The organism is Luteolibacter sp. LG18, from assembly GCF_036322585.1.
Classification (GTDB): domain Bacteria; phylum Verrucomicrobiota; class Verrucomicrobiia; order Verrucomicrobiales; family Akkermansiaceae; genus Luteolibacter.
Map to the genome: position 1 here is coordinate 1,170,765 of NZ_AP024600.1, position 25,120 is coordinate 1,195,884.

Genomic DNA, 25,120 nt, shown 5'->3' on the forward strand with positions numbered 1-25,120 from the left:
CGAGACCCGGTTGCTCAAATCACGCTCCCATACAGCGTGAACCCCGTGCTTTCCTCGACCTGGATGTCGAGGATCTGGCCGGTGAGCTTGTGGGGGTCGCCTTCGAAGATGAGGATCTTGTTCTGCGGAGTGCGGCCGTGGAGGCGCTCCTTGTTGTGCTTCGAGACGCCTTCACAGAGGACCTGCTGGACGGTGCCGACGAGGGCCTCGTGCTTGGCGCGGGCGAAGCTGTCCACCACGGCGAGCAGCTCCTGGTTCCGGCGCTCCTTCACGCTTTCCTCAAGCTGGCCGTCCATGAGGGCGGCCGGGGTGTCCTTGCGCTTCGAGTAGCGGAAGACGAAGGCATTGTCGAATTCGAGGCGCTTCACGGTATCGACCGTGGCCTGGAAGTCCTCCTCGGTCTCGCCGGGGAAGCCGACGATGATGTCGGTGGTGATGGCGATGCCCGGGCGGGCGGCCTTCATCTTCTCGCAGATCTCTACGAACTTCTCGTTCTTGTACGGCCGGCGCATCAGCTTCAGGATGCGGTCGGAGCCGCTCTGCATCGGGAAGTGGATGTGCGAACAGAGCTTCGGCAGGTAGGTGAAGGCGGCGACGAGGTCATCGCGGTAGCCGATCGGGTGCGGCGAGGTGAAGCGGATGCGCTCGATGCCGCGGACGTCGTGGACGGCCTCGAGGAGCTGCACGAACGGGCTCTTGCCCTCGACCTTCGGGAACTCGGTGCGGCCGTAGAGGTTCACGATCTGGCCGAGCAGGGTGATCTCGCGCACGCCGCGGTCGGCGAGGCGTTTCACTTCCTCCACGATGTCCTGGATCGGGCGGCCGCGTTCCTTGCCGCGGGTGTCCGGGACGATGCAGAAGGAGCAGCGCATGTTGCAGCCCTGCATGATGGAGACGAAGGCGGTGGCCTGGAGGTCCTTCGGGATGTGGTCGCGGATGGCGTTCTGGGAGCCCTCTTCCTCGGCGGTGTCGCAGACATTGGTGCCGATGAGCGACCACGCGGGATCGTCCATGCGGGTCTCCAGGCGGCGCTGGAGGATGGTGTCCACGTATTCGAAGACCTTGTGGTACTTCTGGGTACCGACGACGACATCGAGGTGCGGCACGCGCTCGAACAGTTCCTCGCCGCGGGACTGGGCCATGCAGCCCATGAAGCCGTAGACGACGTGGGGCTTCTTGCGGCGGTGCGCGCCCATCAGGCCCATCTTGCCGAGCGCCTTCTGTTCCGCCTGGTCGCGGACCGAGCAGGTGTTGATGAGGATGGCGTCGGCGTCCGCCTCCTCGGCGGTGACGGTGTAGCCGCCCTCGGTGAACATGCGCGCGACTTGTTCCGAGTCGCGCTCGTTCATCTGGCAACCGTACGTGCGGATGTGGACCTTTGGCATCGCGTGGGAAGGGGCTGGGGCGCGGACGCTAGCCGGGCCGCCGCGGGCGATCAATTCGCAAAAACGGGGGTTAGAAAACTGGGAGTAGAATGGGAGCGCAGCGGACATAGCCGGAGGCAAACATTCCTGTCCCGTTTCTAATAAGAAGAACGGGACAAGAATGTCCCTGCTCCCAGCCAGGCTTCCGGCTAGGGGAGGATCATGAAGAGGCCGCCGCTGCTGGCCCAGTTCGCAACCTTCACGGGCACCCAGCGGCGCTCGAAGCTGGGGCCCCAGGAGTCGCTCACCGCCAGTTCATCGGTCTTCTCGTTGTAGCCGATGATCATGCAGATGTGGTGGTTGGTGTCCGGCTTCGGCTTTTTCGCGATCTCGGCGGCCTTCGCGGCGATCCCGGTGGCGTAGGCGGCCCAATCGCTCACCCCTTTGCGGGCGGAGGTGTTGTCGTTGGCGGCCTTCGCGTAGTCCTCCACCGCCTTCATCGTCCACATCACCGGCACTCCCTCGTCGAGGTAGCGCTTCACATCGCGGATGCGGAGTTCCTTCACCGGCTCGTCCTTGGTGCGGCGGCCCTTGCTATAGACGGAGCGGCGGACGTTCTCGAGGAGCTTCTCCACCGAGGTGCCCCCGCCGGCGGCGGTTTCGCCGACCATGGCGAGGAGGTACATGTCGGCATCGATGCCCATGGTGCGCAGCGCGCGCTCAAAGGTGGCAGGCACGCAGTAGCCCTTCGGCCCTTGGTCGACCATCGGGATCTGGGTGACATAGACGTCGCCGTTCGGATCACGGACCACGCTTTCCTTGCGGTGCCTGCGAACGATCTCGCCCTTGGTCATGCCGGTTTTCCCGCCCGCGGCGGCGAACTCCAGCGGCACGACCTGCAGCGACACGTATTCGCCGTCCTCCGAGGACAGCAGCAGCGACTGGCCGTTCCAGTCCCAGCGCTTGATCTGGCGGCGGGTCTTGCCCTCGCCGAAGCGCTGGGTGACCGGCGCGCCGAGGGCGGTGGAAATGGATTTCTCGATCGCGGCCTCGTCCTTCTTCATCGCCGCCTCCAGCGTGTTGGCGGTGGCGTCGGTGCCGCCCTGGAAATGGTCCTGGCCGGTGCCCGCCTTGCTGCCGAAGTCGCCCTTGTTCGCGAAGACGATCGAGAGGCTGGTCGCGTGGCCCTCGCCATCCGCATAGAGCGCCACCGAATACGGCCGGGCATCGAACAAGCGGTAATCCTCCCGCGCGTAGAGCCGCCAGCTCTTGCTGTCGTTGGTGGCGGATTCCTGGCGCAGCGACAGCGCGTTGGCGATCTCGCCGGCCTGGCGGGCCTCGAACGGTGCGCCGCTGAAGACCTTGTGGCCGGCGGTGCCATTGATCTTGGAAATCTCCTGCTCGAGGACGCCCGCGGCCTCGTCGAAGGCCTTCTGGTCGGCGGGCAGCAGGAAATCCGGCTTCACCTCGAACAGCTTCCCATCGGCCCGGCGGCGCAGCAGGTAAACGCCGTCCGCCTTGCCTTCGAAGCGGACCTCGATCTTCTCGCCCTTGCCATCGCCGAGGGGCCGCCAGTCACCGACCGCGGCCCCGGCGGGGGAAATCGTGAGAATCGAAAGGGCACAAACCGACCATGAACGGAGTCGCATCCCGCCAACCAAAACGGTTTCCGGCGGGGATGCAACCCGTCGTGCCGGAATTTACGCGAGGGCGAGACGGGAATCGTCCGCCAGCTTCGCGGTGAGTTCCGGCCAGCCGCCGGGGTTCTGCATGTTGAAGCAGTGGAGGTAGAGGGCCACCAGCTTCGGGTCGAAGCCGCCTTCGATCAGGCGGTCGACAGAGCCATTGAGGCGCTCGGCGTCGATCTTCTTCGGCAGGTCGCCCACCACGGAGCCCTTGCCGTCGTGCGGGATGCCCATGCCATCGCAGAAGGCGGCGAGCAGGCCCTGGTTTCCGGCCATCAGCCAGGCCTGGAGGAGGTGTTCGCCGATGGTGTCGCAGGCCTTGATCTGGAGCGTCTTGGCGATCCAAGCATACTGCTCGGGCAGGGACTTCTTCTCGACGAAGACCGGGCGCAGCTTGCGGTTCTGGGCCAGGGTGGCGACGGCGGAACGATAGACGTTGCGGTCGTTGGCACGGAACCAGTCCAGCATCTGGGTGACGAGGGCGGGATCGACGGCGGTGTAAAGTTCGTGGGATTTCACGGCGGGAAATTCGGTCCGGCAGTCAAGACAGCCGGTCTGCCGGTGGCAAGGGCGGAAAAACGGCCGGGCCGGATGCGCTCCCACGGGCTTGCCCGGCCCCGGGGCGTCTGGTGGGATGCCGCCCATGTCGAACGACCCCTACCGGGCCCCCGCCGCTCCGCCTCCCATGCCGACCCAGGCACCGGCCCGGATGGGCGATGACGCGGGCATGCGGCTGCTGATGCCGGTCGGGCGCTCCCTGTGGGCGATCGCCGCCGGGTATGCCGGGCTGTTTTCCTTCATCATCCTGCCGGGCCCGATCGCGCTGATCCTGGCCCTGCTCGCGATCCGGGACATCCAGCGCAGCAAGGCGGCCGGCGCGCCGAAATATGGCATGGGCCGCGCCATCTTCGGGCTGGTGATGGGCATCCTGGCCACGCTGGTGCTGGTGGGCATGATCGTGGTTTCCCTGACCAAGCCGGACCACCACTGATGGAATCATCGCCCGGATGTGGAATGGCCGGATGGGGCGATTCCTGCCAACCATCGGGCCATGATCCGCTGTCTTCCGCTGAGCGTCTGCTCCTGGGGATTTTCACTGGAGGGCGAAGGCCAATCCGCCACCACCCGCCTCGGCGGGTGGGAATCCGGGACCATCGAACTGGCCGGACGCACGATCGAGATCGAGCGCCAAGGTGCCTTCAGCGGCACCTGGGTGGCCACCGACGAATCCGGCCGGGTGATCGCGACGGCCCGGAAAACCAGCGCGTTCACCCGCACGGTCGAGGGTGAGAGTCCTGCGGGGCCATTCACACTGAAAGCGGATTCCGCATTCCGGCGGGCGATGCGGTTCGAGACTCCGCGCGGCTCCGCCGTGATCGCGCCGGACCACGCCTTCACCCGCCGGGCGAGCATCGAGGACCACGGGCTCGACTTCACCACCTCCTGTTTCGCCTTCTGGATGACGGCGCTGCTATGGAAACGCGCCGCCGACAGCGCGGCGGCGGGGACGTGAGGTGTTCCGGTGTCTGGTTCAGAAGAAATGGAACCACGGATGGAATGACGGAGCCGGATTGTAGTTTGCGGATCGCCTCGCACGCGGCATGTTCGCGGCAATGCCTCATCGGGTGGAAATGTGGCGCACCTTGCGCTGGCTTGGAATCGCGGCGCTGCTGACCGCGGCGCTTTACCTGCTGGTGCTGCGGCCGTTCGAGCGGGCCGCCGCGGGGACCCGCGCCACCTTGGAACACAGCCTGGACCGGGTGCTGGCCGCCGTGACGAACTCGAACACCCGCATCGTGGAGGGCCGCGCCGAGATCGCGGAAACCTCGGAGATCACCGAGCTTTCGCTGCTGGAGATGCGGATGAGCGCCACCCGCTCGTTCGAGAAAGAGGACTTCATGATGAAGTACCTGCCGCTGGGCACCAAGAAGGTGATCCTGCGCGGCCACTACCGGGTGAAGGCCGGCTACAAGCTGAAGCCCGGCATTTCGCTGCGCATGGACAAGGGCGGGCCGGTGGCGAGCTTCCCGCGCGCCGAGATCCTGTCGGTGGAGTTGATCGATTTCGACGTCCTCAGCGAGGAGAACGGCTGGTTGAACAAGGTCACGCCCATCGACCGCGCCGCGGTGCTGCGGGAGCTCCGCGAACAGATGCGGCTGGAAGCCGAGAAGAGCGGCATCCTCGAAACCGCCGAGTCCACCCTGAAAACGCGCCTGCGCGACCTGCTTGGCACCGATTCGGTGAAAATCGAGCCGCGGACGCCCTGAGCTTCTGTTGGGAAAATAACTCTCGGAGAATCTTGAGCCGATTCAGACAGAATTAACAAAATTTTCAGAATTCACGGACACCTTCAAGGCGCCTTCAAAACGGAGAGTCAGACCGTCTCTCTTCATTTTGTGAATTCTGGAAATTTTGTTAATCCTGTCCAAATAAAGCCCCCCTACCGAACGAAGGTTATTTTTCAGAGGGGGCTCAATCGTCCCCCAGGGGAAAAAATCCAGTCTGCCCTGTCCGCTTTTGCGGGAAGATGCACATGGAAGGGAAACGCATGAACGAATCCGGGCCCGACGATCCGACGCTGCTCATCCGCTGGTCCCGCGACCATTGCGAGCGGTCGTTCCGCGCGCTGGTGGAGCGGTACGCCGGACTCGTCCACCACGCGGCGAAACGCCGCAGCGGGGACGAGACGATCGCCGCGGAGGCCGCCCAGGCCACGTTCATCCTCCTCGCCCGGAAGGCCGCCGCCTTGACCGGGCGCACCTCCCTCGCCGGCTGGCTGCACGTCACCGCCGTCCATCAATCCCGCAACCTCGAACGACGCCAGATGCGTGAGACCCGCAAACGCCACCTGCTCGGAGCCCAACCGGAAGCCGGGGGAGACGAGGCCTGGGCCCACATGCAACCGGAGCTGGACCAGGCGATGGCCGCGCTTTCCACCCCGGACCGCGAGGCGCTGCTGCTGCGTTACTACCGCGCCCTGAGCGTGAAGGAGGTCGCCGGGGTGCTGGGGCTCACCGTGGAAGCCGCTCAAAAACGCCTGTCCCGCGCCACCGAGCGCCTGCGCGGTCGGCTTTCCGCCCGCGGGTGCACGCTCACCGCCACCGCCATCACCGCCGGGCTCATCGGCCTGGCCGGGGATGCCAAGGCCGGGGTGGCGCTGGCCCCGATGCTCGGCACCAAGGCCCTCGCCGCGGCCGCCGCCACCGCCCCGCTCGGCTCCCTCACCACCCTTTTCCTCATGACGAAAAAGACCGCCATCCTGGCTGGCTCCGCCGTGGTGCTACTCGGCGCCGGAACCTACGCCGTGCTTCACCAGACGGCGGGATCGAAGGCCGACGACGTCGCCCCGCTCGCCGTGGGCACGGATGGGCGCGCGTATGGAGCGGCCGATTCGAAGGACACCGCCGTTTCCTCCCGGATTCCGCGCGGCCGTCCGCCGTCCGAGATGTGGCCGGACCTGGCCCAGAAATACGGTGAATCCCGTACCAATCTCTCCCGCCACGTGGTCGACGGCTTCCTCGGCCTGCTCGACGAGATCCTGTTGATGGGCGAATCCGCCGACGAACTGGGCATGATGGCCGGGATGAAACAGGGCGGCTTCAGCGACCTCGGTGACCTGCCGGAAAAACTGAACCTCACCGACGCCCAGAGGACCGCCGCCGCCAAGCTCGTGTCCGAGAACCAGAAACGGCACATGGAGGAGCTGCGCAAGCTTTCCGCCGCGCTGCGGAAGGAGCCGCGCCCGCTGGTCGAGCTGGTGCTGGCCGGCGATGCCGCCGCCCGCAAGCAGATCCCGCAGGAGGAATACCTGGCCAAGGCCCGCGAGGCCACGGAGGCCCTCAAAGCCTCCGCCGGCGGCTCGCTGGCCGGAGTGAATCCCGGCGGCATGCCCGATAGCGCCCCGCTGATCCACGATGCCGAAACGCGCGCCGGTTTCGAAAAGCTGCTCGATCCCGCACAGGCGGCTTCGTTCCAAGAAATCGTCGCCGCCCAGCCTGCCGCCCAACCCGGCGAGGAGCCCGGGCAGGACGACGAAGAAAACCTCCGCGAGACCTTTCCAGCGATGGAGCTGGAGAAGCTCGACCAGACCCTGACCTCCTCCAAGGCGATGATGGAAGGCATGAAGAAGATGATCGAAGGAGCAAGATCGCTGCCCAAGGACCTGAAGTGAATGCCGCCGGGCGGTGAGCAGGAAACCGCCCGCCACCCTCCCGACATGACCCGAAATCATGGCCGGACGGGGAGCATACGGGGAATCGCGTAGGCAAATCGGCTCCTAACAGGGCAATTTGCACCACGCGGATTTCTCCTGTGGACATTCGGGAAAGAGCGGCTTCGCTGACGCCGTCTTCGCTCTGAGAATCCCCTTCCGCGACGGCGACGTCGCGGCCCTCCTGCCATGTGGATCGTCCTTTTCGCCCTCCGTTACAAGTACACCATCGGAGTCTTCGCCATCCTGGTCCTTCTCTTCGGGGTGATGTCCTCCCGGAAAATGTCCACCGACATCCTGCCGCGGGTGGAAACTCCGGAGATCACGCTGGTCTGGAACTACGGCGGCCTGAACGCCACCGAGATGGCGTCGAAGATCACCTCGTTCTCGGAGATCGCCACGCTCAACAACGTCGATGACCTGGTGGAGGTCCGTTCGGAAACCTCGAACGGGGTCGCGCTGGTGAAGATGCGGTTCCAGCCGTATGCGGACATCAACACCGCGCTGTCCCAGGTGACGGCGGTGTCCCAGACGATCCTGCGGCGCATGCCCACCGGCACCACTCCGCCGCTGATCATCCGCACCAGCCCGTCGAGCGTGCCGATCGTGCAGCTCGTCATTTCCTCGGACACGATGACCGGCGGCCAGCTCTTCGACTACTCGCGCCTGGCGCTGCGGGCGAAGATCCAGAGCATCCCGGGCCTGCGCCTCTCCCTGCCCTACGGTGGTGCCGCCCGCCAGGTCATGGTGGACCTCGATCCGGACGCGCTGAATGCCTTCGGGCTGTCCGCCGCGGATGTCAGCCGCGCCATCGGCACCCAGAACCTGACCCTACCCTCCGGCCTGCTGCGCGAGGGCGAGCGCGAGCTGCCGGTCACGATGAATGCCAGCCCGGAAACGGTGCAGGCCTTCCTGGACCTGCCGATCCGCTCGGTGAACGGCAAGATGATCCTGCTGCGCGACGTGGCGAACGTGCGCGACGGCGAGGCGGTCTCGACCAATCCGGCGCGCCTCAACGGCCAGAACGCGGTGATGGTCTCGGTGCTGAAACTCGGCAGCGCGTCCACCGTGGACGTGGTCAATGGCATCCTCTCCCGCATGGATGAGATCCGGAAGGAGGCTCCTCCGGGCATGACCATCGAGCCGATCTTCGACCAATCCGTGTTCGTGAAGGCGGCGGTCGATGGCGTGCTGAAGGAGATCCTGCTGGTGGGTGGCCTGGTGGCGCTGGTGGTGCTGCTGTTCCTCGGCTCCTGGCGCTCCACGCTGATCGTGCTGACCTCGATCCCGCTGGCGCTGCTGTGCTCGATCATGGGCCTGTATCTGGTCGGCGCGACGTTCAACCTGATGACGCTCGGCGGCCTGTCGCTGGCGATCGGCATCCTGGTCGACAACGCGCTGGTGGAGATCGAGAACATCAAGCGCCAGATCGCGCTCGGGAAGGGCGTGCGGCAGGCGATCATCGATGGTGCGCGGCAGGTGGCCTTCCCCGAGTTCGTGTCGACGCTGAGCATCTGCATCGTGTTCCTGCCGATCTTCCTGCTCAGCGGCACGGCCTCCTACGTCTTCCGCCCGCTGGCGCTGGCGGTGGTCTTCTCGATGCTGGCGAGCTACCTGCTTTCCCGCACGCTGGTGCCCACGCTGGCCTCGCTGATGCTGCCCGCCGAGGTGCGGAAGGAGCGCGAGCTGGCGAAGGCGAAGCCGCGCTTCGGCCTGTTCCGCATCCACCACGGCATCGAGCACGGCGTCGACCGCCTGTCCGAAGTCCAGGGCGGCATCCTCGGCTACGTGCTGCGCCACCGCTGGCTGGTGCTGGTGCCGATCCTGATCGCGGTGGCGATCGGGGTGTTCGCGGGCACCCACGCCGGACGCGAGTTCTTCCCGAAGACGGACGCGGGCCTGCTGCGGTTGTTCATCCGCGTTCCCCCCGGCGGCCGGGTGGAGGACACCGGTGCTGTGATGGCGGAGATCCAGCGCGAGATCCGCACCATCATCCCGAAGGACGAGCTTTCGTTCGTGGTCGAAAACATCGGCGCGCCCAACTCGGTGAACCTGGCGTGGGTGGAAAGCACGTCGAACAGCTCGTCGGACGGTGAGATCCTCGTCCAGCTCGCGGACCACCACCATCCGACGCTGGGCTATGAAGTCGCGATCCGCGACATGCTGACGAAAAAGTTCCCGCAGGTGCAGTCGTTCTTCCGCCCGGCGGACGCCACCAGCCAGACGCTGGCGTCCGGCTCGCCCACCACCTTCGAGGTGCGCTTCACCGGCCGCGATGTCCCCGGCAACCTGGCGCTGGCAAAGGAGCTCAAGGAGCGCTTCAAGCAAGTTCCCGGTGCGGTGGACATCACCCTGCGCGAGGTGCTGGACCAGCCCGGCTACGTCATCCGCGTCGACCGCGCCCGCGCCGCCTACCTCGGCGTGACCCAGCAGGACGCGGCCAATGCGTTGCTGGCGGCGCTCGGCAGCGGTGGCACAGTGTCGCCGAGCTTTTGGGCGGACCCGGAGAAGGGCGCGTCCTACGACGTGCAGGTGCTCGCCCAACCTTCCGAGCTGAAATCCACCGAGCAGCTTCTCAACCTGCCGATCCGCCCGAGCGCGGGCGGGAACCCGGTGCTGCTGCGCAGTTTCGCCACGCTGGTGGAACAGCGGTCCCCGGCCAGCGTTTCCCGCACCACCCTCCAGCCGACGCTGACGTTGGTGGCGAACGTGCAGGGCCGCGACCTCGGCAGCGTGACCCGCGATCTGGAGAAGATCCTCGATGACATCCGGGCGAAGCTGAAAAACAAGCCGGGCAACGAGGTCCACCTCTTCGGCCAGGCCGCGCTGATGCAGTCCGCCTACGCCGAATTGCTCGGTGGACTCGGGCTCGCGGCGGTGCTCGTGTTCCTGGTGATGGTGATCAATTTCCAGTCGTGGTCGCTGCCGTTCGTGGCGATCAGCGGCCTGCCACTGGCCGTCTCCGGCGCGGTCGCCGCACTCTGGCTCACCGGCACGCCGCTGAGCGTGCCCGCGCTGATGGGCGTGATCATGGTCGTGGGGGTTTCCACGGCGAACAGCGTGCTGGTCAGCAGCTTCGCCCGCGACCGCCAGGTCCTGGAGGGCGCGACCGCCGCCGAGGCCGCAATGGACGCCGCCACCACCCGCCTGCGCCCGGTGATGATGACCGCGCTGGCGATGATCCTCGGCGTGATCCCGATGGCGCTCGGCCACGGCGAGGGCGGCGAACAGAACGCCCCGCTCGGCCGTGCGGTGATCGGCGGCCTGGTGTTCGGCACCTTCGCCTCGCTGTTCGTCGTGCCGACCATGTTCGCCATCGTCCGCCGCCGCTGGAAACCGCCGGTGGAGGACGAGGATTCCATCGATTCCGAAGAGCCCACCGCGGCCGAACCCGCCTGAACCCCCTTTCCCATTTCCCGTCGTGAAACGCTTCCTTCCGCTCCCGCTCGTCATCGCCTGCACCGCCCCGGCCCTCGCCGACAAGGTGGAGGTGAAGGTGATCACCCCGAAACCGGCGACCCAGCCCCGCGCCTTCGAGGTCCCGGCCCGCACCGAACCCGCCGAGACCGCCACCATCTTCAGCCGCGCCACCGGCGTGATCCATGAGCGCAAGGTCGACATCGGCGACCGCGTGGCGGCCGGTGACGTGCTCGCCACCATCGATGCCCCGGAAATCGCCCGCCAGATCGAGGCCGCCCAGGCCACGATCGACCAGGCCGAGGCCAAGGCCAAGGTCGCCCGCACCGTGGCCACCCGCTCGGAAGGCCTGCTCAAGGAGAAGGCCGTGTCAAAGGAGGCCACCGAGCAATCGACCGCCACCGCCGAGGAACTGGACGCCTCGGTCCGCGCCTACCGCGCCGAACTCGGAAAGCTCCAGGAACTCCAGAAGTTCATGACCATCCGCGCGCCGTTCGACGCGACCATCACCGCCCGCAAGATCGACCGCGGCGACCACGTCAACGGCGACCCCTCGTCCGCGGACGCGTGGTTGTTCCAGCTCTACCGCATCAACGAGCTGCGGGTGGTCGTCCAAGCCCCGCCGGATCTCGCGCTGCGGCTGGAGACCGGCACCGAGGGCAAGGTCAGCTTCCCCGAGCTGCCGGGCAAGAAGTTCACCGCCAAGGTGGCGCGCACCAGCCGCTCGATCGAGACCGTATCCGGCACCATGCGCGCCGAGCTGCTGCTGAAAAACGACGACCGCGCGCTGCCCTCCGGCCTGAGCGGCACCGTGACCTTCGACCTCGCCCCGGCCCCCGGCACCTTCCTGGTGCCGACCAACACCCTGATCGTGCGCGCCGGCAAGGCCAGCGTGGCGACCGTGGTGGACGGCAAGGTGAAGCTGGTGGAGGTCGGCCAGGGCCGCAACCTCGGCGAATCCGTGGAAGTCACCTCAGCGGGCCTCACCGGCCAGCCGGTGATCGTCAGCCCGAACGCCCTGATCCGCGAGGGCGATGAGGTCAATGCCGTGCCGCTGCCGCCGAAGAAATAACCCAAGGAGTAGGGACATTCCTGTCCCGTTCTTCCTCTTCCCTGCCTTTGGATCGCTTCGCGAAGAACGGGACAGGAATGTCCCTGCTCCTTGATTGCGCCTGCGGCGCCATTGCCAATGCACCACGCACCCCCGATAGGGAATTTTGCAACCCGGGAAGCCTCAGTCACTTCCCGTGCAAACTGCGATTTTTACAAACGAGCCATTTGATTTCAGCGGCTTGAGGCACGAGGGTCACCTTTGGCCCATGGATTGCGATGGTTGTTCCAAGAGATTCGATCTCGATTGCACAACCCGAACGATCATGAAAAAGAACCGCACACCTCTTCGCGCCGGCCATTCCCACGAACACGCCGGTCTCATCAATTACCTGGCACTCATGCATGCCATTTCCCACCCGGAAACGGCGGAGGCTGCCGGGCGTTGAGCGGAGAGGGGGCCAAACCCCGATCCGTCCATTCCATGAAATCGATTCCGTCCCTTCTGAAGATCGCCCTCGCCATTCTCGCCGGAGCCGCCCTGAGCTCCTGCGGCACCATCGCCGGATTCGGCCATGATGTGCACAAGGCGGGCCGTGCGATCGAACGCACCGCCAACAGCTGACGTCCATGAACTCCACCGTCGCCGAGCCTTCCGTCAAACCCTTAGATTCCACTGAAATCCGGGCCAGCCGGATGCTCGGTGACCTCATCCGGATCTGCCGGGATGGGGAAGATCTCCACCGCTCGGCCGCCGAACGGTGCACGTCCGATCCGCTCCGCTGCGCGCTGATGGAACGCTCCCATCAGCGCGCTGGATTCGTCGCGGCGCTCCAGACCCTCCAGCGCCGCCACGGCGACTCCGCCCGCGAGGGTGGCTCCGTGACCGGTGCCGTCCACCGGGCATGGAACGAACTCCGCGACGTCTTCTCGCCCTCCAGCGATGACTCGATCCTGGGCGAGCTGGATGCCCACGAGGCGACCGCGATCCAGAGCTACCGCAACATCCTCGATGACTTCCCGGCCGGGCTCTACCCCGCCGATGCCGCGGTGATTTCCTTCCACCTGCGCGAGATCGGGCGTTCCCGCGACGGGCTGCGGGCGCTGCAAAGTGCCAGCGTAACTGGCTGAAATCCGGGATTGGAAAGATCCCGGAACCAGCGAACGTAGGGCGATTTTTGTGCTCTATGTCTGCTGCATTGCATCGATCCGTGATGGTCATGGTCTGTACCCCCGCCGCATTCGGCGCGGTGGAACTGGCCAATGAAGCCGCCCTTCAGACAACCGCCACGACGCCGCAGGGTCGATACGAGCTGGCGGTCGCCGAGCTGAAACGGATCGCCGGCCCGGAACTGGAGAAGATGACGGGGTCGTCCGACACCCGCTGGTTTGCCCAAGACCTGCTGGCCTCGAAGGAGCGGATGGCGGACCTGATGCTGTCCGGCCCGCTGGACAACCCGGCGAAGTCGCTGCGGATCCTGGCCGCGATCTGGAAGTCCGATCCGAAGGGACTGGTCAACCGCCAGGAGCAGACGACCGCCGCCGCGGTGGCGCTGATGTTTGCCAAGGATAAGTGGCCGGAGGACAAGGCGGTGGACCGCTACAAGTTCTACCGAGATTCCCGCCTCGCCGGGAAACTGCACCCGCAGTTCGACACGCTCGACACTTGGGAAAAACGCTTCGTCGTTTCCGGTGGCCAGAACGGCGGCTGGTCCGACATCGGCGGCGCGTGGGGTGATGACTCGCTGGTGTGGCTGCGCGACAACGTGAAGCTCACCGCGAAGGAATACACCGGCGCGTGCTGGCAGGCTCCCTACAAGCTCAACAACCTCTTCGGCGATTCGATCCACGGCGCGAACTACTACGCACCCTTCAGCAACGTGATCCACGCCGAGCGCGTCCGCGATGTCGGCGGCGTGTGCGGCTCGCTGTCCCACTACGGCGCGAACGCGGCGCGGGCGAACGGCCTGCCCGCCATCACCATGGGCGAGCCCGGCCACTGCGCCTACGCGGTGCGCGTGGCCCGCGGCGATTGGGAACCCGCCTATAGCCTTTCGTGGCAACGCGGCCTGCACATCAGCCTGTGGGGCAACACCTGGACGCAGCTCATGCTTCAGGAGAAGATCTTCGGCGACAAGGCGGCCTACGACCGCTGCATGGCCCACGTCTGGCAGGCACGCGCCCTGAAGGGCAAGAATCCGGCGCTCGCCGAACTGGCCTACCAGGCCGCGCTGGAGGTTCAGCCGATCAATTACCCGGTGTGGTGCGAATCGCTCGAGTTCCTGCGCGATGTCCGCAAACCCACCGCTCAGGCCTGGGAAATCATCGGCAAGTCGGTATCCACCGCGCTGGCCGGGTATCCGGAAGCCGCCTGGGACGTGCTGTCGAAAATCGACGAGGCCGCGCTGAAGGCTCTGCCCGCCGACAAGCGGATGGCCTTCTTCCTGAAGTATCACGAACTGATCTCGAAGCAGGACGGCCCGGTGATGTGGGACTACGAGAAGGCGCTCGATGCCCAGGCCAAGGCGCTGGGCGACGACAAGGCGCAGGATCTGGCGTTCTTCGAAAAGGTGCTGTCGATCGAGTCCGGCTCGAAGTCGTGGTTCGCGCCGACGATCGCGTGGGGCCAGAAACGTTTCGCCACCGACGCGGCCTCGACCAACGCGTTCTTCGCGGTGCTCGGCCGGGTGTTCGCTTCGGCGGCCTCCGGCGGCAACCAGGATGGGCTGAAAAGCGCGCTCGGCCCGGCGATCCTCGCCGCGGAAGAAGCGGGCAACGTCGACGCCTTCCAGTCGCTCGGCAAGGCGGGCAGGTCCTTCAGCAAGTCCGCGCCCCAAACCGCCGAGGGCTTTCCCGGCGACCTCCTCTCCTCCGGCGGTTTGCTCAAGGTTTCCTCCACCTGCCAATACGATCACCCGGAGAACCACTGGGGCGTGATCGAGGCGGATGGCGGTTCGTTCCACACCGACAAGCAGAAGCGCCCGAACGCGGTGGTGCGGCTCGGCAAACTCGGCGACCTGAGCGGGATCGTGATCCTCGGCACCGATTACGGTCAGAACGGCGGCCGCCAGATGCCGCTGAAGGTATCCGTCTCCGAGGATGGCAACACCTGGCACGAGGTCTTCCGCACCACCGATCAGAAGGGCCCGTGGCGCATCCCGCTCTCCGGCAAGGCCACCCGCGTCCAATACGTGAAGGCGGAACGCGATGACGATCGCGAGGAGTTCTTCCACCTCGCGGGCATCCGCGTTTACGGCCGCCGCCTCCAGTAACCCCACTCACCCTCCGACCATGATCCGTTTTCTCCTCGGTGGCCTGTGCGCGGCCACCTGTCTCACCACCGCCTTCGGCCAGCGCGTGGCCGATTTCACCGCCGCGCTCGAACAGGCGAAGGGCTCGAAAGCCGACATCGCCGTGTTCGTGCACGGCTCGGACTGGAACCGTCCCGGCGAGGCCGCGGCGAAGATCTGGAACGATCCCCGCTTCCTCTCCGGCATCGGTCCGGACGTGCTGCTGATGGACATCGACCGCAAGGAAAGCCCGGGCGAAGCCGACAAGGCGCTGGCGAAGCGCAATGAAAAGGGCAACTCGGCGGTGCGCAGCGTGCCGGCCGTGGCGGTCTACGACAGCGAGGGCCGCCTGGTGGGTTCGTTTTCCGGCACCGCCGAGATCGAGGCCGCGGGTGGCCTGATCCCGGCGACCAAGAAGCTGCTGGCGATCCGCCGCGAGCGCGATGGCTTCTGGAAGGACGCGGCCGGTGCCAGCGGGATGATGAAGGCGGGCCGTCTCGGCCAGGGACTCGACCGCATGGACATGGGCCTCGGCCCGAAGGGGATCTACAAGCCGGTGTTCGAGGAGATGAAGAAGGCCGATCCGGAGGACAAGTCCGGCTACATCGCGAAGTACTCGTTCTCCGGTGAGAAGCTCGTCGACCTGGCACTGGACAAGGCGGAGAAGAAGGAGTTCGGCGAGGCCGAGAAGGAGTTCGACAAGTGGGACGCCAACCCGCGCCTGTCCGCGAAGCAGAAGCAGGAGCTGCAGGCCGCCCGCTTCGCCCTCTACCAGCGCTGGCCCGAAAAGAAGGACAAGGTCCGCCCGGTGCTGGAGAAGATGCGCGATGCCGATCCGAAGTCCGAGCTCGGCCAGGCCGCGGTGAACTACCTGAACCTGCTCTTTAAGGACAAGAAGAAGGGCGAGCCGCAGGCGTGAGTAGAAGATGTAGCTGAAAGCTCTGCTTTCGGCTACGCTTCACCCCTCAAACCCCGCGTCCGGCGGCAGGTTCCGGCCGGTAGCGGCGGCGACGGCGAGCACGTCGCAGCGCTCGTTCTCGGCATTGCCGGCGTGGCCGCGCACCCACTTCCAGGTCATCTTGTGGGGCGAGGAGGCGCTCACCAGCCGCACCCACAGGTCCTGGTTTTTCACCGGGCCGCCGGTGGAGGTTTTCCAGCCCTTCGCCTTCCAACCCTTGATCCAGTTCTTGGTCAGGGCGTCGATGACGTAGCGGGAGTCCGAGTGCAGCTCCACCTCGCATGGCTCGCTGAGTTCCTCCAGCGCGGCGATGGCGGCGAGCATCTCCATCCGGTTGTTGGTGGTGTGGGCGAAGCCTTGGGAAAGCTCCAGGCGGTGCTTGCCATAGAGCAGCACCACGCCATAGCCGCCCGGCCCGGGATTGCCCCGGCACGCGCCATCGGTGAACACGGTGACGCGTTTCATGGAACCGGAACGAAGGGTGGAAGGTTGATGGAAGGAACCACGGCGCATGCCGTAGTGCGGATACGCGCTTCCATCAACCGCCAAGCGATCAAATCACGCCAAGGTCCTTGCCCGCCTTCACGAAGGCCTCGATGCCCTGGTCGAGCTGCTCGCGGGTGTGCGCGGCGCTGATCTGGGTGCGGATGCGGGCGGTGCCCTGCGGAACCACCGGGTAGAAGAAGCCCACGGCATAGACGCCGTTTTCGAGCAGCTTCTCCGAGAACTTCTGCGACAGCGCGGCATCGCCGAGTATCACCGGGGAAATCGGGTGGTCCTTGCCCGCGATGGTGAAGCCGGTGCTGGCCATCGCCTCGCGGAAATAGCGGGCGTTGTCCTTCACCTTGTCCGCGAACTCGGTGGACGCCTCCAGCATCTCGAACACGGCGAGCGAGGCGGCGACGATCGGCGGCGCGATGGTGTTCGAGAACAGATACGGGCGGGAGCGCTGGCGCAGCAGGTCGATGATCTCCTTCTTGCCGGAGGTGTAGCCACCGGAAGCACCGCCGAGCGCCTTGCCGAGCGTGCCGGTGGTGAGGTCGATCTTGCCGAAGAGGCCGCAGTGCTCATGCGTGCCGCGGCCGCGCTCGCCGAGGAAGCCGGTGGAGTGGCAGTCGTCGAAGTGAACGATGGCCCCGTATTTCGCGGCCAGCTCATGCACCTTGTCGAGCTGGGCGATGATGCCATCCATCGAGAACACGCCGTCGGTGGTGATCAGCTTGAAGCGCGCGCCGGCGGCATCGGCCTCCTGGAGCTTCGCCTCGAGGTCGGCCATGTCGTTGTTCGCGTAGCGGAAGCGCTTCGCCTTGCAGAGGCGCACGCCGTCGATGATCGAAGCGTGGTTGAGCGAGTCGGAAATGACGGCGTCCTCCGGGCCAAGCACGACCTCGAACAGGCCGCCGTTCGCATCGAAGCAGGACGGGTAGAGGATGGTGTCCTCGGTGCCGAGGAAGGCGGAGATCTTTTCCTCCAGTTGCTTGTGGAGGGTCTGGGTGCCGCAGATGAAGCGGACGGATGCCATGCCGAAGCCCCAGCGGTCGAGCGACGCCTTGGCCGCTTCGACGACCTTCGGATGGTCGGCGAGGCCGAGGTAGTTGTTCGCACACATGTTGATCACGGTGCGGCCGTCCTTCAGGCGGACGGTGGAATTCTGGGTCGAGTCGATGAGCCGCTCGCGCTTGTAGAGACCCGCGTGGTCGATCTCGGCGAGGGTTTGCTGGAGGTGAGAAACAAAACTATCCGGAAACATGACGGCGCGAGGATGAACCACGAAGCCCGCCCGATGGCACGAAATTTTTCCGGGCGGGTGGGGATTCCCATGGCGCGCAACCCGTTCAGGGCGGCGGAGTTTCCTCCCCGTCGGGCGGGCGGCGGTGGCCGGGCGCGGCGTGGGACCGGTGGCGCGGCAGGTTCGCCAGCGGCAGCCCGGCCTCGATCCCCGGCAGCGGCGAGTGGCGGAGGCGCGAATGGCCGTCGTCCGGCACTTCCGGGGCCACCCGGATCTCGGCCTGGGCGGCGCTGAGTCCCAGCACGATCATGGTGAGGAAGACCGCCGAGATCGCCATGCAGAGCAGCGGGAACCACCAGAACTCCGAGCCATCCATGATCCACGAGCTGACGCTGAATCCGATCCAGCCCAGCCACCAGTGGGGCACCAGCCCTTCCACGCTCCGCCGGTCGATGTGGCGGTAGGTGATGGCGATAATCTCCTTCATCGCGATGCAGGGGCCGACGAGGTGGTAGATCGGGATGAAATAGGACACCACCGCCAGCCACGGCGTCGTGTTGATCCGGTTCCGCTCCAGCCGCCGCGCGTTGACCGCACAGCGGTGGGTCCACATCAGGAAGGTCACCGCCGCCGCGCTGAACATCAGCAGCGCCTCGCGGGCGGGATAGCGGACGCTCAGCCGCCCGTCGCTCCACTGGCTGGTGCTGTCCCGTCCGATGATCAGCAGCACCGTCACGCAGACGACGTAGAGCCAAACGAACCCCACCGACAGCACGCCGAGGGTCCGCGGGTCCTTCAAATCCTCGCAGCCCACCGGCCTGCCCACCCGTGGCGGGTGCGCCTCCGCGGCGGGAGCGGCGTAGGGATTGTCGTCCGGTTCGGGCATGCTGTCCGCAGGGTGGCGCATCCGGCGGAGGTCTGCACGCGTGTTTCATGCCGGGGATTCCATTCTGAATAAAATCCCCGCCCCCGCCGTTCCACCTCCACCCCAATGAAACCCATCCGTCCACTCCTCACCCTGACCGCCGCCCTGGCTTTCGCCATGCCGGTGGGTGCCGAAGAGCCAAAGCCCGCGCCGAAGCCGCCCGAGCTCGCGCGGGAAGACACGCCCGAGGGCCCGCCGGGATCGTCAGATCCCTTCGCCGCGGATTCGGCCCCTTCCTCAACGACGAACGGGATTCCCGCGGCCCGGCTGAAGGAAAACCGGCCCGCCGTGCACCTCCGGATCGAAACGTGGCAGATCCCCACCCTCGAAATCACCCGCAAGCTCGACGCCGGACAGGACGCGGCCGAAGTCGCCAAGTGGCGCGAGGAATGGCTCGGCAAGCCCGACGCCGCCCAGCTCGTGCTTTCCCCGGCGATCTCCGTGGACGCATCCACCCGCATGAAGGCGGAATCGATCCGCGAATTCATCTATCCCACGGAATACGAGCCCCCGGAACTCCAGCCCACCAAGGAGCCAGCCAACGCCCCCGCCAAGGCTGACCCCAATATGTTTTCGTGGCTCAGCGCCACCCTGACCAAGGCCACTCCGACCGCCTTCGAAACCCGCAACACCGGCACCACCTTGGAAGCGCTCGGCATGCCGGTGACGACCGCCAAGGACGCCTGGGACATCCTGGCGACGGTGGAGGATGTCGCCCTGCTCGGATTCAATGCCTCCGGCGAAAAGGAAATGCACATCGAGATGCCCTGCTTCTCCTCGTTCCGCACCGGCGGGCTCACCCGGCTGCGGCTCGGCGAGTGGCGGCTGCTCTCGGTCATGTCGCCTCCCGGTGGCCTCGACCCCGCCCGCCCGAAGGACCGCTGGGTCACACTGATCCGGATCGATCCCGTGAAGTGACGCGTTTTCCCATGAACGAAACCGCGTTTCGCCATGAAAATTGACCGCCACTTGTGACTTGGCAGGCCCGGACTCCGCCGCTTCTCTCTCCGGCGTGATCCAACGAACCTTCCACGACCGGGTGGTGGCGCCGTCCTTGCTGGCGGCGGATTTTTCGCGTGTGCGTGAGGAAGTGACCCGCGCCATCCACGCCGGAGCCGATTGGCTGCACCTCGATGTGATGGACGGCCATTTCGTGGACAACATTTCCTTCGGCCCCGCGATGGTCCAGACGGTCCACGAGACCAACGACATCTTCCTGGACGTCCACCTCATGATCTCCCGCCCGGACCATTACCTGTCGCGCTTCGTGGCGGCGGGCGCGGACCTGATCACCGTGCACGTGGAAGCCGAGCACGACGTGGCCGAAACCCTGCGCCGCATCCGCGAGGCCGGGTGCCAGGCAGGTCTCGCGCTGAATCCCGCCACCCCGTTCGAGGCGGTGATCCCCTATCTCCACCAGATCGACCTGCTGCTGTGCATGACCGTGGTGCCGGGTTTCGGCGGCCAGGCGTTCATGCCGGAGGTGCTGCCGAAGATCGAAGCCGCGGCGAAATACCGCGCCGAGCACGGCTTGGCCTACCACATCGAAGTGGACGGCGGCATCGTCACCGAAACCGCGAAACTCTGCGCCGAAGCGGGAGCGAACGCGCTGGTCGCGGGCTCCTCCACCTTCCGCGCGCCGGACATGGCCTTCGCCGTGGCCGAAATCCGCTCGGCTTGATTTTGAAACGGGATTCCTTTTTGGCGTAAGAATCGCCGGGCTTGCGGTAAACTTTACCGGAAGCCCCAATGACGGAACGCCCGCGAAATCCCGAGGAACGCATGGTCGGCTGGATCGCCAGCCACCAGGCCGCCCTGCACCGCTACATCCTCTCCCTGCTGCCGGACCGCAGCCTGGCGGATGACGTGCTGCAGGAGACCAACCTCGTGCTGTGGCGGAAGGCCGCGGACTACGATCCGGAGCGCCCGTTCCTCGCCTGGGCCTTCGGGATCGCCCGCCATCAGGTGATGGCCGCCCGCCGCGATGCCGGGCGCGACCGCCATGTTTTCAATGACCAGCTCGTCGAGCTCCTCGCCGACGAGCATTCCACCGACGACCACGCCTCGCCGGTGCAGGAGGCGCTGGAAAGCTGCCTCCGCCAGCTCCCGGGCCAGCAGCGCGAGCTGATCCTGGCCCGCTACGAACCCGGCGCCTCGGTGCAGGATCTGGCGAAAACCCGCTCGAAATCCCCCGGCGCGCTGTCCGTGCTGCTGCTCCGCATCCGCAAGGCGCTCGAAGATTGCATCGAGCGGAAACTCGGCACCTCCGCCCTGTCATGAACCCGGACCGTCTCGATCTCCTGATCCAAGGCCTGTTCGATGGCACGCTCGACGATGCCACCCGCACCGAGCTGAACGATCTGCTGCTGGAGTCGAAGGACGCGCGCGATCGCTACCGCCGCGCCACCACCCTCCATGCCGCGCTGACGCGCCGCGCCGCCGCCGAGCCGGAGGCGGTCAATGTCGTGCCATTCTCGGCCCGCCGGGTGTGGGTGCGGAACCTCGCCGCCGCGGCCGCCGTGGCGCTCCTCGGCGCCGCCGCCGCCCTCTATTTCCACAAGCCGGGTCCGAAGGCCCGGGTGGTGGCCGCCACCGATTCGCAATGGGGCGGCTCGATCCACCTCGCCGCGAACGACCGGCTGCCCGCCAACACGCCGCTGGAGCTGGTCCGCGGTGTGACCGAGATTTCCTACCCCAGTGGCGCCCACGTGACGCTCGAGGGACCGTGCCGCTTCCAGCTCGACAAGCCGGAGGCCATCACCGTGCTCCACGGCCGCGCCTCGGTCCACGCGCCGCCGGGAGCCCAGGGGTTCCGTGTGGACACACCGGGCGGCCGCTTCGTCGATCTCGGCACCCGTTTCGGCCTGGCCGTGGGCAGCGATGGCGCGAGCCCCGTCATCCTCACCGAGGTTTACGAGGGCGAGGTGCAGGTGGATGCCGTGGCCGGAAAGCCGCGCCTCTACCGTGGCGACGCCCGCGCGCTGCTTCAGGACACCGGCGTGCCGCGCCTGCTCACCTCGCTGGATGCCGATCCGGTGAACGTGCCGCGCATCCTGCCGACCAGCTCATCCGCCTCCCCGGCCAACAACCTCGCCCTCGGCAAACCGGTCACCAGCCCCGGCTACTGCATCCGCCCGCACGGCTCGGTGTTTCCGCCGGAGAACCTGACCGATGGCCGCACCGACGACACCGGCGTGCCGGGCGATTGGTCGTTCTGGCTCGCGCCGAACGGCGAGAACGGGGAGTTCACCGTGGACCTGGAGAAAGCCCAGACCATCGGCCGCATCTCGCTCCAGAACACCGCCAACCGCCGCAACAACGACCGCGGCATCGCGTCCTTCCTGGCCTTCGTTTCCACCGACAACGTGTATTTCACCCCGGTCGCCGAGGGCTCGCTGCCCCGCATCGACACCCGCGCCTCCGGACCGTTCCCGTTCCATGACTTCCCCTTCGCGCCGGTCGAAGCCCGCTACGTGAAGATCGTGGTCACGGACCACTACCGGAACAACTCCCGCCCGCCCGAAAACGAGAACCACAGCGGCGGCCTGAACGAAATCCGCGTTTTCTCCGAATGAAGTCCCGCCTGGCACTCCTCCTCCCCGCGCTCGCGCCACTCGTCTGCCACGGCGAGGTCGATTTCGCCCGCGACGTGCAGCCGATCCTCAATGCCAAGTGCACCGCGTGCCACGGCGGCGTGAAGGAGGCGGGCCACGTCTCGTTCATCTACCGCGACAAGGTGCTGGGGAAGGGCGAGTCCGGAAAGCCGGTGGTCGTCCCCGGCGATCCCGATGCCTCGGAAATGATCCGCCGCATCGTGACCCACGATCCGGACGATGTGATGCCGAAGCCCGAGCACGGCCCGCGCCTGCCGGACAAGGAGATCGCCACGCTCACCCAGTGGGTGAAGGAGGGCGCGAAGTGGGGCGAGCACTGGTCGTTCGTGAAACCGCAGCGCCATCCCGCGCCCGCCGTTTCGAATGCCGCGTGGTGCCGTAATCCGATCGATGCCTTCGTCCTCGCGCGCCTCGATACCGAGAAGCTCAAGCCCTCGCCCGAGGCCGACCGCGCCTCGCTGCTGCGCCGTGCCTCGCTCGATCTGACCGGCCTGCCGCCCTCGCCCGCGGAACTTGATACCTTCGAGAAGGACACCGCGCCGGATGCCTACGAGAAACAGGTCGACCGCCTGCTGGCCTCACCCGCCTTCGGCGAACGCTGGGCCTCGGTGTGGATGGACCTCGCCCGCTACGCGGATTCCGAGGGACTCGGCCTGGATCACCGCCGGAACACATGGAAATACCGCGACTGGTTGATCGAGGCGTTCAATGCCGACATGCCGTTCGACCGCTTCGCCACCGAGCAGCTAGCAGGCGACCTGCTGCCGAACCCGACGCTCGACCAGCGGATCGCCACCACCTTCCAGCGCCTCACCCAATCGAACGACGAGGGTGGTACCGATGACGAGGAGTTCCGGGTGTCCGCCGTGCTCGACCGCGTGAACACCACCTGGGAGGTGTTCCAGGGCCAGACCTTCGGCTGCGTGCAGTGCCACAGCCACCCCTACGACCCGATCCAGCACGACGAATACTACAAGTTCGCCGAGTTCTTCAACCAGACGCGGGATTCGGACCTCTCCGAGGACCTGCCGGTGACCCGCGTGCCGCTCGACCGCGCGAAACACGCGGAGGCCGGCCAATACGAGACCGCGATCGCGAAGGCGGAATCCGCGTTGTACGAGATCCATGGTAAATTGACCGCCGCCACCGCGTGGACGCCGGTGAAGGAGATGACCGCCACCGGCAAGGGCACGAAACTCAAGACCGTGGCGCAGAGCGGCTGGGCGGAGTTCCGCACCGAGGGCAATGTCGCCAGCAACTCGGTCCACACCCTGGACTGCGCCGTGGCCGCGGACGCGCCCGCCCTCACCGCGCTGCGCCTGGAGGTGCTGCCGCTGGACGAGGCCAAGGCCCGCCTGACCCCGGAGTGGGGATCGTTCCTGAAGAAGATCGAAGTGAGCGTCCTGCCCGCCGATGGCACGCCCGCCCGCCCGGTAACGCTTGCCCGTCTGGTCGGGGACGAGGAGCATCCTCTTTTCGACCCGGAGAATTCGCTCAAGGGCAAACAGGGCTGGGGCCCCTACAGCAAGATCGACCGCGCCCGCTGGTGCGTGGCGATCCCGCAAGCCCCGATCGTGATGGGCCCCGGCGATAAGATCCGGGTCACGCTGACGAACGGCGGCACGATCATCTCCAGTTTCCCGATGGTGGCGAAGCGCGGACGCCTCTCCACCACCAGCGACCCGGCGTGGTCGAACCTGCTGACCCGCCCGGACGTGACCGCACTGCGTGGCACCATTCAGGACGCGGACAAGAAGCTCGCCGCCATTCCCACCACCACCGTGCCGGTGATGCGGGAGCTGGAGCCGGCCGCCCGCCGCGAGACCCACGTCTTCGTGCGCGGCAACTGGCTCGACAAGGGCACGCTGGTGGAAAAGGCCGATGTTCCCGCGATCTTCCCGCGCCTGCCGAAGGACGCGCCCGCCAACCGCCTCGGCCTCGCCCGCTGGCTGACGTCCACCGACAACCCGCTGACCGCCCGCGTGGCCGTGAACCGCTTCTGGCTGGAACTCTTCGGCACCGGCCTGGTCGAGACCGCCGAGGACTTCGGATCGTCCGGCGTGAAACCATCCCACCCCGAACTGCTCGACGATCTCGCCGTGCGTTTCGAGACGGACCTGAAGTGGAGCATGAAGCGCGTGCTGCGCGAGATCGCCACCAGCGCCACCTACCGCCAGAGTTCGGTGATCCCGCCCGGCATGGCCGAGCGCGACCAGTCGAACCGCCTGCTCGCCCGCGGCCCGCGCCAGCGCCTCACCGCCGAGATGGCCCGCGACCACGCGCTCGCCGTGTCCGGCCTGATTTCCAGCCAGCGCTTCGGCAGCCCCGCCTTCCCGCCGCTGCCGCCGGGTGTGTGGAAACCCTTCGATTCCGGCGACACCTGGACCACCCCGGCGGAGGGGAACGCCGACCGCTACCGCCGCTCCGTCTACACCTACTGGAAACGCAGTATTCCCTACCCGACCTTCTCCACCTTCGACGCGCCCACCCGCGAGCTGTGCAGCAAGCGCCGCATCGTCTCGAACACCCCGCTCCAGGCGCTCACCGTGTTCAACGACCCGGCCTTCGACGAATGCACCCGCGCGCTGGCCAAGCGCCTCCAGAATCTCCCCGGCGACGCCCGCGCCCGCATCGCCGCCGGTTACCAGCTCACCACTTCCCGCGCCGCCGCCCCGCAGCGGCTCGACCAGCTCGTGAAGCTCTTCAACGACCTCGGCGATCGCTTCAAGTCCACCCCCGACCCCAAGGCCGGGGCCACGCCCGAAGCCGCCGCCTACAACGTGACCTCCTCCGTCCTCCTCAATCTCGATGAGGCGCTGGTGAGGTGATTCGAAACCACAGACGCAAGACTTGAAGACGTAAGAAGCAAGAGATCAGA

21 protein-coding genes are annotated in these 25,120 nt (G+C 66.6%); 15 read left to right on the forward strand and 6 right to left on the reverse strand.

All coding sequences use genetic code 11. The features are described 5' to 3' along the window. Positions 1–14: 14 nt before the first annotated feature. The 3 genes from miaB to llg_RS04960 all read right to left on the reverse strand — a co-directional run bounded on the left by miaB (position 15) and on the right by llg_RS04960 (position 3,568). Positions 15–1,385 carry a tRNA (N6-isopentenyl adenosine(37)-C2)-methylthiotransferase MiaB gene (gene miaB, locus llg_RS04950; protein WP_338288443.1) on the reverse strand — a complete coding sequence of 457 codons (1,371 nt, stop codon included), beginning with the start codon at positions 1,383–1,385 and terminating at the stop codon, positions 15–17. Positions 1,386–1,573: 188 nt separating this feature from the next. Then, positions 1,574–3,013 (reverse strand): C39 family peptidase, encoded by a 1,440-nt coding sequence (locus llg_RS04955; protein WP_338288444.1) that lies wholly within the window; start codon positions 3,011–3,013, stop codon positions 1,574–1,576. A 51-nt stretch (positions 3,014–3,064) separates the two neighbouring features. After that, positions 3,065–3,568 carry a hypothetical protein gene (locus llg_RS04960; RefSeq protein ID WP_338288445.1) on the reverse strand — a complete coding sequence of 168 codons (504 nt, stop codon included), beginning with the start codon at positions 3,566–3,568 and terminating at the stop codon, positions 3,065–3,067. A 124-nt stretch (positions 3,569–3,692) separates the two neighbouring features. On the opposite strand from llg_RS04960, the gene llg_RS04965 reads away from it, so the two are divergent. From llg_RS04965 to llg_RS05010, 10 genes are all read left to right on the forward strand, one after another. Beyond that, a complete protein-coding gene (locus llg_RS04965; protein ID WP_338288446.1) occupies positions 3,693–4,040 on the forward strand; it encodes a hypothetical protein in 348 nt (115 codons plus the stop codon). A gap of 60 nt (positions 4,041–4,100) precedes the next feature. Further along, on the forward strand, positions 4,101–4,562 hold the full coding sequence (locus llg_RS04970; protein WP_338288447.1) for a hypothetical protein: 462 nt from the start codon (positions 4,101–4,103) through the stop codon (positions 4,560–4,562). A 118-nt stretch (positions 4,563–4,680) separates the two neighbouring features. Then, positions 4,681–5,316, forward strand: coding sequence for a DUF4230 domain-containing protein (locus llg_RS04975; protein WP_338288448.1), 636 nt, complete (start codon positions 4,681–4,683; stop codon positions 5,314–5,316). A gap of 281 nt (positions 5,317–5,597) precedes the next feature. Beyond that, positions 5,598–7,220, forward strand: a complete 1,623-nt coding sequence (locus tag llg_RS04980; RefSeq protein ID WP_338288449.1) for a sigma-70 family RNA polymerase sigma factor — start codon at positions 5,598–5,600, stop codon at positions 7,218–7,220. Between the two features lie 228 nt (positions 7,221–7,448). Beyond that, complete coding sequence (locus llg_RS04985) at positions 7,449–10,658, forward strand: efflux RND transporter permease subunit (RefSeq protein ID WP_338288450.1); 3,210 nt, start codon at positions 7,449–7,451, stop codon at positions 10,656–10,658. 22 nt (positions 10,659–10,680) lie between these two features. Continuing rightward, positions 10,681–11,748, forward strand: a complete 1,068-nt coding sequence (locus llg_RS04990; protein ID WP_338288451.1) for an efflux RND transporter periplasmic adaptor subunit — start codon at positions 10,681–10,683, stop codon at positions 11,746–11,748. Positions 11,749–12,210: 462 nt separating this feature from the next. Next, positions 12,211–12,351 carry an entericidin A/B family lipoprotein gene (locus llg_RS04995; RefSeq protein ID WP_338288452.1) on the forward strand — a complete coding sequence of 47 codons (141 nt, stop codon included), beginning with the start codon at positions 12,211–12,213 and terminating at the stop codon, positions 12,349–12,351. Positions 12,352–12,356: 5 nt separating this feature from the next. Next, on the forward strand, positions 12,357–12,857 hold the full coding sequence (locus tag llg_RS05000; RefSeq protein ID WP_338288453.1) for a PA2169 family four-helix-bundle protein: 501 nt from the start codon (positions 12,357–12,359) through the stop codon (positions 12,855–12,857). 89 nt (positions 12,858–12,946) lie between these two features. Further along, the gene (locus llg_RS05005) at positions 12,947–14,998 is read left to right on the forward strand and encodes a hypothetical protein (RefSeq protein ID WP_338288454.1); all 2,052 of its coding nucleotides are present in this window, start codon (positions 12,947–12,949) and stop codon (positions 14,996–14,998) included. Positions 14,999–15,017: 19 nt separating this feature from the next. After that, the gene (locus tag llg_RS05010) at positions 15,018–15,935 is read left to right on the forward strand and encodes a hypothetical protein (RefSeq protein WP_338288455.1); all 918 of its coding nucleotides are present in this window, start codon (positions 15,018–15,020) and stop codon (positions 15,933–15,935) included. 39 nt (positions 15,936–15,974) lie between these two features. Here the strand turns inward: llg_RS05010 and rnhA are convergent, their stop codons facing one another. The 3 genes from rnhA to llg_RS05025 all read right to left on the reverse strand — a co-directional run bounded on the left by rnhA (position 15,975) and on the right by llg_RS05025 (position 18,610). Further along, positions 15,975–16,439, reverse strand: a complete 465-nt coding sequence (gene rnhA / locus llg_RS05015; RefSeq protein ID WP_338288456.1) for a ribonuclease HI — start codon at positions 16,437–16,439, stop codon at positions 15,975–15,977. 88 nt (positions 16,440–16,527) lie between these two features. Next, positions 16,528–17,724: a glycine C-acetyltransferase gene (kbl, locus tag llg_RS05020; RefSeq protein WP_338288457.1), complete on the reverse strand. Its 1,197-nt coding sequence runs from the start codon at positions 17,722–17,724 to the stop codon at positions 16,528–16,530. A gap of 85 nt (positions 17,725–17,809) precedes the next feature. Beyond that, the gene (locus llg_RS05025) at positions 17,810–18,610 is read right to left on the reverse strand and encodes a DUF4328 domain-containing protein (protein ID WP_338288458.1); all 801 of its coding nucleotides are present in this window, start codon (positions 18,608–18,610) and stop codon (positions 17,810–17,812) included. Positions 18,611–18,694: 84 nt separating this feature from the next. Here llg_RS05025 and llg_RS05030 point away from each other — a divergent pair, with 84 nt between their 5' ends. The 5 genes from llg_RS05030 (at position 18,695) to llg_RS05050 (ending at position 25,070) form a co-directional block, all read left to right on the forward strand. After that, positions 18,695–19,546, forward strand: coding sequence for a hypothetical protein (locus llg_RS05030; protein ID WP_338288459.1), 852 nt, complete (start codon positions 18,695–18,697; stop codon positions 19,544–19,546). Positions 19,547–19,640: 94 nt separating this feature from the next. Then, entirely contained in the window at positions 19,641–20,309 is a 669-nt protein-coding gene (rpe, locus tag llg_RS05035) for a ribulose-phosphate 3-epimerase (protein ID WP_338288460.1), read from the forward strand. 68 nt (positions 20,310–20,377) lie between these two features. Beyond that, positions 20,378–20,908 carry a sigma-70 family RNA polymerase sigma factor gene (locus tag llg_RS05040; RefSeq protein ID WP_338288461.1) on the forward strand — a complete coding sequence of 177 codons (531 nt, stop codon included), beginning with the start codon at positions 20,378–20,380 and terminating at the stop codon, positions 20,906–20,908. Further along, on the forward strand, positions 20,905–22,203 hold the full coding sequence (locus llg_RS05045; RefSeq protein ID WP_338288462.1) for a discoidin domain-containing protein: 1,299 nt from the start codon (positions 20,905–20,907) through the stop codon (positions 22,201–22,203). Before llg_RS05040 ends, llg_RS05045 begins: the two co-directional genes overlap by 4 nt. Beyond that, positions 22,200–25,070: a PSD1 and planctomycete cytochrome C domain-containing protein gene (locus llg_RS05050; RefSeq protein ID WP_338288463.1), complete on the forward strand. Its 2,871-nt coding sequence runs from the start codon at positions 22,200–22,202 to the stop codon at positions 25,068–25,070. Before llg_RS05045 ends, llg_RS05050 begins: the two co-directional genes overlap by 4 nt. Positions 25,071–25,120: the final 50 nt, after the last annotated feature.